The sequence below is a fragment of the uncultured Nostoc sp. genome (assembly GCF_964247315.1).
In the GTDB taxonomy this organism is placed as follows: domain Bacteria; phylum Cyanobacteriota; class Cyanobacteriia; order Cyanobacteriales; family Nostocaceae; genus Nostoc.
This window is the reverse complement of record NZ_CAXTTT010000062.1, coordinates 33,394-44,604: the sequence shown is the minus strand read 5'-3', so window position 1 is coordinate 44,604 and position 11,211 is coordinate 33,394. Positions and strand designations below refer to the sequence as shown.

Annotated in this window: 11 protein-coding genes; 8 read left to right on the top strand and 3 right to left on the bottom strand. The window is 44.2% G+C overall.

Features of this window, described 5'->3' with window-relative positions; all coding sequences use genetic code 11:
• The first annotated feature begins 318 nt into the window (after window positions 1-318).
• Window positions 319-564 (top strand): ribbon-helix-helix domain-containing protein, encoded by a 246-nt coding sequence (locus ACFE93_RS19090; protein ID WP_375475171.1) that lies wholly within the window; start codon window positions 319-321, stop codon window positions 562-564.
• On the top strand, window positions 543-914 hold the full coding sequence (locus ACFE93_RS19085; protein ID WP_375475169.1) for a type II toxin-antitoxin system PemK/MazF family toxin: 372 nt from the start codon (window positions 543-545) through the stop codon (window positions 912-914). Before ACFE93_RS19090 ends, ACFE93_RS19085 begins: the two co-directional genes overlap by 22 nt.
• 133 nt (window positions 915-1,047) lie before the next feature.
• Here the strand turns inward: ACFE93_RS19085 and ACFE93_RS19080 are convergent, their stop codons facing one another.
• Window positions 1,048-1,650, bottom strand: a complete 603-nt coding sequence (locus ACFE93_RS19080) for a hypothetical protein (RefSeq protein ID WP_375475167.1) — start codon at window positions 1,648-1,650, stop codon at window positions 1,048-1,050.
• A 66-nt stretch (window positions 1,651-1,716) separates the two neighbouring features.
• Window positions 1,717-2,331 carry a Uma2 family endonuclease gene (locus ACFE93_RS19075; protein ID WP_375475165.1) on the bottom strand — a complete coding sequence of 205 codons (615 nt, stop codon included), beginning with the start codon at window positions 2,329-2,331 and terminating at the stop codon, window positions 1,717-1,719.
• A gap of 547 nt (window positions 2,332-2,878) precedes the next feature.
• Between ACFE93_RS19075 and ACFE93_RS19070 the strand changes: the two genes are divergently transcribed.
• The 6 genes from ACFE93_RS19070 to ACFE93_RS19045 all read left to right on the top strand — a co-directional run bounded on the left by ACFE93_RS19070 (window position 2,879) and on the right by ACFE93_RS19045 (window position 11,009).
• Window positions 2,879-3,031 carry a hypothetical protein gene (locus tag ACFE93_RS19070; protein WP_375475163.1) on the top strand — a complete coding sequence of 51 codons (153 nt, stop codon included), beginning with the start codon at window positions 2,879-2,881 and terminating at the stop codon, window positions 3,029-3,031.
• Between the two features lie 90 nt (window positions 3,032-3,121).
• A complete protein-coding gene (locus ACFE93_RS19065; protein ID WP_375475162.1) occupies window positions 3,122-5,878 on the top strand; it encodes a PAS domain S-box protein in 2,757 nt (918 codons plus the stop codon).
• Window positions 5,875-6,351 carry a response regulator gene (locus tag ACFE93_RS19060; RefSeq protein WP_375475160.1) on the top strand — a complete coding sequence of 159 codons (477 nt, stop codon included), beginning with the start codon at window positions 5,875-5,877 and terminating at the stop codon, window positions 6,349-6,351. Before ACFE93_RS19065 ends, ACFE93_RS19060 begins: the two co-directional genes overlap by 4 nt.
• Window positions 6,351-8,318 carry a response regulator gene (locus ACFE93_RS19055; protein WP_375475158.1) on the top strand — a complete coding sequence of 656 codons (1,968 nt, stop codon included), beginning with the start codon at window positions 6,351-6,353 and terminating at the stop codon, window positions 8,316-8,318. Before ACFE93_RS19060 ends, ACFE93_RS19055 begins: the two co-directional genes overlap by 1 nt.
• Window positions 8,319-8,512: 194 nt before the next feature.
• Window positions 8,513-9,739, top strand: coding sequence for a pentapeptide repeat-containing protein (locus ACFE93_RS19050; protein ID WP_375475156.1), 1,227 nt, complete (start codon window positions 8,513-8,515; stop codon window positions 9,737-9,739).
• 163 nt (window positions 9,740-9,902) lie between these two features.
• On the top strand, window positions 9,903-11,009 hold the full coding sequence (locus ACFE93_RS19045; protein WP_375475154.1) for a TRAP transporter substrate-binding protein: 1,107 nt from the start codon (window positions 9,903-9,905) through the stop codon (window positions 11,007-11,009).
• On the opposite strand, the gene ACFE93_RS19040 is transcribed toward ACFE93_RS19045, so the two are convergent.
• On the bottom strand, window positions 10,968-11,201 hold the full coding sequence (locus ACFE93_RS19040; RefSeq protein WP_375475152.1) for a hypothetical protein: 234 nt from the start codon (window positions 11,199-11,201) through the stop codon (window positions 10,968-10,970). The two genes, ACFE93_RS19045 and ACFE93_RS19040, sit on opposite strands and share 42 nt — an antisense overlap.
• Window positions 11,202-11,211: the final 10 nt, after the last annotated feature.

Below are 11,211 nucleotides of genomic sequence, written 5' to 3'. Positions count from 1 at the left end.
ACAGCGCGGTTGTGGCCTGTGGAGAATTTAGACCAATTGCTGGTGCGGGGTTGCAATTGGCTGCATGATTATTTGCAGAATAACCCGAATTTGAGTGAGAGTGACAAGCATCTCTGCGACGATATCAAGTAAGAGCCAAGCGATATCTTGCGACAAGCTGCTTCTCTACGAGACGCTGCGCGAATGCGTCTACGCACCTTCTAGAATTATCTCACGCGATATCTGACGACAAGCTGCTTTGCGTCTACGCTAAGTACAACCATACACATTTTTAGTGTGTATAATAAAGGTGATAGGCAAAACACAGCGAAAAAAATTATGCATCGCCGGATTAACATCACCTTGCCGGATGAGACAATTGAACTAATCGATCAAGTCATTGAAAAAGGCGATCGCAGTAGATTCATCAACGAAGCTGTGCAATATTATATTGCTCAGAAAACCTTAGCTAATCTTAGAGAACAGTTAAAAGAGGGAGCCATCCAACGCGCAGAACGTGATTTGGGTTTAGTAGAAGAGTGGTTTGACTTGGAAGAAGAATTGTGGCACCGAAACGAAAAGTAAATTACCCCAAACGTGGTGAAGTATACTTAGTCAATTTTGATCCAACTATTGGTGCAGAGATAAAAAAAATACGCCCAGCTTTAATCTTACAAAATGATGTTTCTAACGAACATAGTCCAATCACAGTTGTAGCTGCCATCACCTCAAAGTTTGCAGAACCTTTGTATCCTACCGAAGTGCTGATTAGAGTGCCAGAAGGCGGTTTAGAGGATGATTCGGTTGTACTTCTCAATCAGATTCGCTCAATTGACAAGCAAAGGCTGATTAAACGTTTGGGAATTCTGCACCCAGAAACGATTGCACAGGTAGATAGAGCAATTCAAATCAGCCTTGGTCTAGTAAACCTTTGAAGCGATGCCTGACAACAAGCAGATGCATCGTCTACGCTTACGACGTTTCTAAATTCTGCTCAAGGGTTGATTGCAAATTTTTGTGAAATCGCCAGAAAACAGATTCCCATTGTAGGACAGGCGATCGCCTGCATCAGCCATTTTGCACCATCCAAACCAGTTTGCCCAAAATTTGCTCAACCGGCGGCAGTGGATAATCGGTCAGGTCAATCGTAACAGTTTGCCCTTCCAGTTTAAGAAACCGCCAAACTGTACCACTCGTTACCGTTCCGTAGATGGTTGAAATCGGCTGCTGCTTCTGTTGATTAAAGCGTTGAGCTGCCACCATCTCGGCTAAACATTGTCCCAGTGCTGGTTTAAGGTCTTCTTTCTTCGCTGACACCAAAACCACCACAGGAGCCTTAATAAACAACTGCTCTGGAGAACGACTAATTAGAAAATCGACATAACCCGTCAAATCAATTTCTGGCTGCACGCTGAACTCTTCACCCGAAAAGACACTAATTTGTCCTTTGAACTGACGTTTGACTTCTAACAAAACTGGATTGATAATACCTTCAGAACGCGCTTTTTCAGTACTGACTGCGATCGCCCAAGGCAGCGTTTCTTTCAGTGTATCTTTGAGTAAAGAACTTGGATTGACTGGGGAAATTTCAGGCAGAAAGCGATCGCCTTCAATGATAGTCAGTTGAAAATCCTCTACAGCTTTACTGAGGGTAAATTTACTATAAGGCATCAGGATTTTCCCTATTATTTTCTTATATAAAAACTATTTAATTAACCCGTAGCGAGCAAGATGCTTTCAATCCCACACCCGTCGCAAATTCAAGACAAAACCCGGCAACACCGCTTCACCCGACAACTCAACAGGATTCTCTAACACTTCCACATCCTTAGCCAGTCGATAAATTTCCACCCGTCGCTGCTGCGGATCGATTAACCAACCAAGTTTAGCGCCATTGTCGATATACTCCCTCAATTTATCTTGCAGGGACTTGAGGGTATCTGAACTAGAGCGTAACTCAACCACAAAATCGGGGCAGATATTAGCAAATGTTCCTTTTTGTGCCGAAGTCAGCGCCTGCCATCGTTCTCCACTCACCCAAGAGGCATCGGGGGAGCGAGTCGCACCATTGGGTAAAATGAAGCCTGTAGAAGAGTCAAAGACTTTACCAGGTTCACCCGCATTACGCCACCACAAATACAATTCGCCAGAAATACTGCAATTTCGCTCTCCAGTTTCCCAGCCTGTTGGTGGGTTCACTATTAATTCTCCTTGTACGGTTCTTTCCAGTCTCAAGTCTCGGTTGGCTGCGGCTAAAGCAGCAAACTGTTCTTGGGTAACATACAGCCCAATCGACTTAGGCAACTCAATCAATAGGGTTTCGGTTTCTGGAGTGGCGGGTGTTTGTACCATCTTGACCTCTTACCAATAGGGATTCGATGAAAAGTGCTGAGTTCCGAGTTCCTCGGCTTATAGTTCAATACGCTTGGGTTGAACTTTAGTGTTAGGGACTTCCAGAAAATAAATTATGCCATTTCACGTCTATCAAAACGACTTTTTCTCCCCCTGCTCCCTGCTCCCCTGCCCTCAAAGCGATGGAATATTTTTTTAATTGGAAGTCCCTTACCCAACAACCTACAACAAATGTTGGGTTTTGTTCCTCAACCCAACCTACAGAGTTTAAAGTTTTTAGCGCTAACCCAAGCGTATTGGATTGATTTTAATCACCCCCCTTAATCCCCCTTAAAAAGGGGGAAAACCGAAAAATTCAGTTCCCTCCCCTTTACAAGGGGAGCCACTGCGTTGGGCGGCTCTGCCGACAGCCAAGCAAGTGGCGTGAGGGTTAGGGTGAAGTAAAAAATATTTAATACATCAATCATGACTTTTCAAACATCCTCTAAGAGATAATAAATAGGACATCTGTCTTATGCCACTTATCCGATGGGGATAAAATACAGAGATGTCTGTAACAAAGTGGCTGGAAATTTTAGATTTCATTCGGGAACTTCCTCAGCAGCTCAATCTTTCTCAAAAACAGTTTGCTGCTAAAGTAGGAGTTACTTCAAAACAGTTAATCGTTGGGAAAATGGGCATACAGTCCCTTCACGGATAGCACTAAAACTAATAGAAGAAATGTTACGGCAGATAGGTGAACCCAGCAAAAGGCTGCTAAACCAGTATTTTCCAGAAGCAGAGTAGAGTTATGGCTCATAAAGTCAGAACAGCTGAACCCAAAAAGATTTTTGCTGGCGGTAGAAACAAGGACGCAATCATTCAAGAGCAACTGCTGCACTATAGTATTGCTTTGCTATCCGTTGCCTTAGCAGTGGGAATAACGCTGCTGCTCCGTCCATATTTCACCGCCGCACCTACGGCACTATTTTCGGCGGCGGTGATGGTAAGTGCCTGGTACGGAGGTTTCGCACCAGGACTACTTGCAACTGTTTTGTCTACTTTGGTAATCAACTACTTGCTTTTTCATCCGCCCTCTGGGCTGAAGATTACAAATCTGGACATTTTAGTGCGGCTAGTCGTGTTCGCGATCGCAGCAGGGTTAATCATCTGGCTCAACGAATCACGCCGCACAGCCCAAAGAAAAGCTGAAGCGAGCCTGAAGTCACTACGTGAAAGCGAGATCCGGTTTGGTCGCTTAACCGAGTCTAATATTATTGGGGTGATTGTAGCCGAGTTGAATGGCTTAATCTTTGAAGCCAATGATGCCTTTCTACAAATGCTCAATTATACCCGCGAGGATTTGCGCTCTGGTCGAATCCGCTGGGGTGAGATCGTTCCACTCGAATACATTGAGGTGAGCGAGCAAGCGATTCAAGAACTGACAATGACTGGGAGTTGTAAGCCCTTTGAACAGGAATACATCCGCAAAGACGGCTCTCTAGTTCCGGTTCTACTTGGTTTTGCTAAACAGGGAGATCGGACAATCATTGGTTTTGTTCTTGACTTAAGCGAACGCAAACAAGCCCAAGCAGAAGCCCAGCATCGCTCCCGCCAAGCAGAAGTTGCCCAAAGCATTTTACAAATGCTCCTAGAACACGTCCCAGAGGGAATTACTATTACTGGCGGCTCCCCCGATTTCTCAATCATCGCTAACAGCAAACTCGCGCAAGAGCTTTTGGGCAGACCAAGTGAATCTCTCGTTGGTATGTCTTGTGAATCTTATGTTCAGCTCTACAATCTGTTTCTCGCTGATGGTGTAACGCCCCTCACCTTAGAGCAACTACCTTTATACCGTGCTACGCGCTATGGAGAAACAAGCCGCAATGAAGAATGCATCATTGAACGTCCAGATGGTACTAAAATTACAGCGATCGCCAATGTCGTACCGATTCGGGATTCCCAAGGTGAGATTATCGGTGCAATAGATTGCTGGCGCGATATCACCAACCGTAAGCTCATAGAAGAAGCACTGCGGCAACGAGAAGCGGAACTTCGTTTAATTACAGATACGCTACCAGTTCTAATTTCCTTTGTAGATTCAGAACAACGCTACCGCTTCAACAACCGAGCCTATCAAGATTGGTTTGGGCATCCGACGGCAGATATATATGGAAAGCATCTTTGGGAAGTTTTGGGTGAATCCGCTTATGAAGTGGTTCGTCCTTACGTGGAACAAGTCTTAGCAGGAGAGCAGGTAACATTTGAAAGTGAAGTTCCTTATAAAGATGGTGGCACACGTTACATTAATGCTATTTACGTTCCTCAGTTTAATAGACAGGGAAGCATTGAAGGATATGCGGCATTGATCGCTGACATTAGCGAACAGCAAGCTGCGCTACGCGCTCGCAAGTTGGCAGAAGAAGCGCTACGTGACAGTGAGGAGCGATACCGAATTTTAACGGAGGTGTCACCGCAGGCAATTTGGATGGGCGATCGCGATGGTGGTATTACCTATTGCAATCAATACTGGTTAGACTATACCGGATTGACAATGGAGCAGATCGCTGGCTATGGCTGGATTTATGTCATTCACACTGATGACCGCGATCGCGTCTTGAAAACTTCTATGCAGGCTGTTGCTAACGCGACAAACTATGAACTAGAAATCCGCTTTCGTCGAGTTTCTGATAATAGCTATCGTTGGCATATTGTCCGGGGTTTACCATTTCGAGATGCAACCGGACAGATTATCAAGTGGGTAGGCATCGCCAGCGAGATTCACGATCGCAAAGTTGCCGAAGCCTCCCTGCAACAACTCAACGAAATGCTAGAGCAACGAATTCAAGAGCGCACTGCCCAACTCGAAGCCGCCAATAAAGAACTCGAATCCTTCTCCTACTCAGTTTCTCACGACTTGCGGGCACCACTGCGCCACATCGCCGGATTTATCGAATTGCTTCAGAAACGCAATAGCTCAACAAGCTTAGATCAAACAAGTCAGCGCTATTTGAAAATAATTGCCGAAACTGCCAAACAGGCAGGAATACTGATCGATGAGTTGCTGACATTTTCTCGCATGGGGCGCACGGAAATGCGCTATATCAACCTCAATATGGAGGAATTGGTACAAGAAGTAAAACGCGACTTGATCGCACAAACCCCAGGACGCACAATCCATTGGCAGATTGAGCGACTGCCAGAAGCGCAGGGCGACCCCTCCATGCTGCGGCTAGTGCTTCGCAACCTGATAGGCAATGCCGTAAAATATAGCCAGACTCGAAATCCAGCAGAAATTATTGTTGGAAGTACTGACAATGAAAACGAAGTTGTCTTTTTTGTGCAAGATAACGGCGTAGGCTTTAATATGCAATATGTACACAAGCTATTCGGAGTATTTCAACGTCTGCATAGCGACCCACAATTTGAAGGCACTGGTGTTGGATTGGCAAACGTGCAACGCATTATTCATCGGCATAATGGTCAACTTTGGGCAGAGGCTGTAGTTGACAGTGGAGCCACTTTTTATTTCTCACTGCCTAAGTTGTTGAGAAAGGAGAGTGAATGAAAGAACTCAAACGAATTCTGCTAATTGAAGACAGTGCCAACGATGCAGAATTAATCCTAGCTGCCTTATCAGAAAACCATCTCGCCAACGAAGTGGTGGTGGTACGTGATGGAGAGGAAGCACTGGATTATCTTTATCGCCGGGGGTTGTTTCGGTTGCGGATGGAAGGGTATCCTGTTGTAGTACTGCTCGATTTAAAACTACCTAAAATCGATGGACTAGAAGTGCTGGCAGAACTTAAATCTAACCCAATAATGCGAGTGATTCCAGTCGTGGTACTTACCTCTTCCCGTGAGGAGCCAGACCTACTTCGATGCTACGAGTTAGGGGTGAATGCTTATGTTGTTAAACCAGTAGATTACCATGAGTTTGTCGATTCTATTAAAGGTGTTGGACTGTTTTGGGCAGTGATCAATCAGCCTCCCGTTGGTGCTCTACCTCCAGCGCCTCATCATCAAAAGGAGAGCAACTGATGAATGTCCTCCGTTTCCTGCTTTTGGAAGACAGTCTGTTAGATGCAGAGCTAGCCCAAGCGATATTAACTGAAGGGGGAATCAATTGCCAACTGATCAGAGTTGAAACCGGCGCTGATTTCCTAGCTGCTTTGGAATCAGAGACTTTCGATTTAATTCTTTCCGATTATGCCCTGCCATCTTTTGATGGAATTTCTGCCTTAGAAATTGCCCGAAATCGCACTCCAGAGATTCCTTTTATTTTTGTTTCGGCAGCACTGGGTGAAGAATTAGCGATCGAAGCTTTAAAGAACGGTGCAACTGATTATGTATTAAAGCAACGACTAGGGCGGTTAGTTCCCTCGGTGCAACGGGCATTGCGGGAAGCTAAAGAGCGGCGTCAGCGCCAGCAAGCAGAGGAGTCTTTACAAAAGAGTGAAGCCAAGTATCGCCGAATTGTTGATACCTCTTATGAGGGAATCTGGATGATTGACTCTCAAGCCCGAACAGAGTTCGTGAATCAGCGGATATCTCAGATGTTGGGTTATCCGGCAGCAGAAATACTCGGTCGTTCTATATTTGATTTTATGGATCGGGCTGATGATACAGCAGACGAAGAGAAACTGGAGTGGTTCAAGGGAGAAGAGAGCGATCTCAAAGAAGGGCGATTGCGCTGCCAGGATGGTTCGTATATTTGGACACTGATTTCTGCGAGAGCGATTTTGAATGAACAGGGTGAGTGCTTGGGTGCGATCGCCATGCTAACTGACATCACCGATCGCAAACGCACTGAATCAGAACGCGATCGCCTTTTGCAACTCGAGCAAAGAGCCAGGGCGGAAGCCGAGGCTGCTAACCGAATCAAAGATGAGTTTTTGGCGGTACTTTCCCATGAATTGCGATCGCCCCTGAATCCGATTCTTGGTTGGGCAAAACTATTGCAGAGCCGGAAATTTGATGAGGCATCGCTTAACAAAGCATTGAAAACTATTGAGCGCAATGCCAAATTACAAGCTCAATTAATTGAAGACTTACTAGATGTTTCTCGCATCCTCCAAGGCAAACTCAGCCTTAACACAATTCCAGTCGATCTGGTATCCACCATTGAAGCCGCAATGGAAACAGTGCATTTGGCAGCAGAGGCTAAAACCATTGAGATTGAGACAATGCTCGATCCAAATATGGGGAAAGTTTTGGGTGATCCAGCCCGCTTACAGCAAGTTTTCTGGAATCTTCTATCGAATGCCGTCAAGTTTACTGAGACTGAAGGAAAAATAAATGTGCGATTGCAGCGCATCGACGCTCAAGCGCAGATTACCGTCAGCGATACAGGTAAAGGCATTCACCCTGATTTTCTACCTCATGTATTTGACTATTTCCGTCAGGGTGATAGTACAACAACTAGAAGGTTTGGTGGATTAGGGTTAGGTTTAGCGATCGCTCGTCACTTGATTGAGATGCACGGGGGAACGGTTGGGGTGGAAAGTCCTGGTGAGGAGCAGGGAGCGATTTTCACAGTTAGGTTGCCGCTAATTAAGGATGGGGCGACGAGCGAAAATGACACAAATACTGATTCCTCAACTGCCGCTTTTCCCTCCTCTCCCCTGATGGGTTTACAAGTGCTGGTTGTAGATGACAATGATGATACCCGCGACTTTTTCAGCTTTGTACTGGAACAGTTTGGTGCGATCGTCACCGCAGTAGCATCAGGAGATGAAGCATTACAAGCGCTAACCCAGTCAAAACCAGATATCTTACTCAGCGATATTGGGATGCCAGAGATGAACGGCTATATGCTGATGCAACAGGTGCGGACTCTGGAAGCACAACTGGGGGGAAAACAGATTCCAGCGATCGCTCTGACTGCTTATGCTGGCGAAATCAATCAGCAGTACGCACTAAGAGCCGGGTTTCAACAGCACATCGTTAAACCTGTAGCACCAGAGGAATTGCTCACGGCGATTTCTAACTTAGTCCAATCTACTTAGGGTTTATTATCAAAAAAAGTCGAGAATCTTGGCGATCGTAAATGATTCAGGATTGTTATATAGATAACTTTTATATAGTAGATTTAATATTTCGCCAATTTTATCCGTGTTTGTACTCTATCATAACTTTACAGATAATCTTAGAATCAACCTAAATTTATTTCCGTAAGGAGTCGGATATGAAGACTTATGACATGTCTTTCATAAAGACCAATGGACTCACGACTTTGTTGGGATTTGTCTCAGTTATATTTATTTTATCATTCACTCTAATTATATTATTTTTTGAAAATATTCAAGGATTTTCAAATCAAGAAAAAATTGAATACATCTCTCAAGCATTAACAACAATTGCCATAATTATTGGGGGATTGGCATTAATTCTGAATGGTTACTATACTTCCAGACTCTCTTTAGATGAGAATCACAGCTTGTTAACGCAACTCCTAGCTGGAACAATAGCTTGGGATAACAATATCGTAAATTGTATCAATCAGACACAACCAACTCCACAAGAAATTGTTTCCGAACGCTTTTCTAAAGCGATTGAACAACTGGGGAATGAAAAGATTGAAACGCGATTTGCCGCAATTTATGCTTTAGAACGAATTGCCAAAGATTCCCCGAAAGATCATTGGACAATCATGGAAATCCTGGCTGCTTTTATCCGCGAGAATGCCCCAGTGAATAGCGAATACGAAGATGAATCATTGCAATCATCAAAACTTCCTACAGATATTCAAACAGCTTTAACTGTCATTGGAAGACGCGACTCATATAAAGATCCAGTCAATCAAAAACTCGATTTACGTAATACAGACCTCAGCAATGCAGACTTAACAGAAGCTAATCTCTCTAGAGCAATTTTTGTCGGAGCTAACTTGCAATGGGTGAATTTTACCAGAGTAAACCTCTCGGAAGCAGACTTATCAGTGACTTGTCTTTATGGTTCAATCTTCTATGAAGCCAATTTGCAAAAAGCAATCCTCCCAGAAACCAATCTCCAAGGCGCAGTTCTTAGAAAAGCGAACCTTTCCCAAGCAATCCTTTACGATGCCAACTTGGAAGGAACAGTTCTTTGTGATGCCAACTTGGAAAAAGCAGTTCTTTGTGATGCCAACTTGGAAGGAGCAATCCTTTGTGATGCCAACTTGGAAGAAGTTAACTTCGAGGGTAGCAATCTCCAAGATACAAACCTGATTGGTAGTAACTTGCAAAGGGCAAAACTGGCTGGCGCTAATCTAGAAAGTGCATTACTGAGTACAGCTAACCTCCAAGAAGCTAATCTTCAAGAAGCTAACCTCTGTGGAGCAAACTTAAGCGGCTCGGAAAATGTAGAATCACAGCAGATTGAACAAGCAATTGGCGATCGCACAACTATCCTACCGGAAAATCTGAAAATACCCCAACATTGGCGGTAATAAAACTAAAGTTTCAGCATCTAAAACTTGATTACACGATAGGGACGCATAGTTATACGTCCCTATCGTGTTTAATTTAGTACCCAAAACTAAAAAATTGCCAAAAACCTGATAAATATTCTCTATCAGCTTAAATTTTCCGCAATTTAAATCACTAACAATTATGAAACGCCGAGAGGTTTTTAACACAGTTGCGATCGCTACCACAACTGCTGCTACCCTAGTTTCCTGTAGCCAAACTGGTAAATCTCCTAGTGTACAAGCAGGACTGCCGAATATCCGTTGGCGGATGGCAACTAGCTGGCCTAAATCTTTGGGTACTTTTATCGGTGCCCAAACAGTTTCCCGGCGAGTTGAAGAAATGACCAATGGGCGTTTCCAAATTACGCCCTTTGCAGCTGGAGAATTAGTACCAGGATTGCAAGTACTCGATGCTGTGCAAGCCGGGACTGTTGAATGCGGTCACACATCCAGCTACTATTACATTGGTAAAAGTTCTGCATTAGCCTTTGCCACCTCTGTGCCCTTTGGTTTAAATGCCCAACAGCAGAATGCTTGGCTTTATAACGGTGGTGGATTAGCAGCCATACACAAAATTTATACCAATTTTAACGTGATTAGTTTTCCTGCTGGTAGTACTGGGGCACAGATGGGGGGATGGTTCAAAAAAGAAATCAAGTCTATTTCTGACCTCAAAGGTTTGAAAATGCGAATTCCCGGATTGGGTGGCGAAGTCATGTCTCGTTTAGGGGTGAATGTGCAAGTATTACCTGGAGGCGAAGTTTATTTAGCATTGGATAGGGGAGCCATTGATGCTGCTGAGTGGGTAGGCCCTTACGATGATGAAAAACTCGGTTTAAATAAAGCCGCGCAATTCTACTATTATCCTGGCTGGTGGGAACCAGGGCCAACCTTGGATGTGTTAGTTAATCTCACCGCCTGGAATCGCCTACCCAAAGAATATCAAGAGGTTTTGAAGACAGCAAGTTTTGAAGCCAATTTGAATATGCTGAGTCAGTACGATTCCTTGAATGGGCAAGCACTGACGCGGTTATTGGCTGGTGGTACAAAACTCGTTCCTTATAGCCAAGAGATTCTGCAAGCAGCTCAGAAAATATCCTTTGAGTTATTTGAAGAAAATGCCAGTAAAGATACGGCTTTTAAACAAGTCTACGAACAGTGGAAAGCCTTTCGCCAGCAGATTTTTAATTGGAATCGCGTTAACGAATTAAGTTATGCCAATTTTGTTACTTCTAATAACAGCAGGTAACTTATAAAATCTTTGCTTTTTTCTCTGCGTCTGTGCGGTGCAAAAGTAATTGATTGAACCGTAGAGGCGCAAAGTCCACACAGTAAAGAGAAATTTTTTGCCAACAATTTTACTTTTTGCCCTGCTAACCCAATTAGCGATCGCTTTCCCAATACCACTGGAACCACCAGTAATAATTACGTGTTTATACATCTTCTATGCT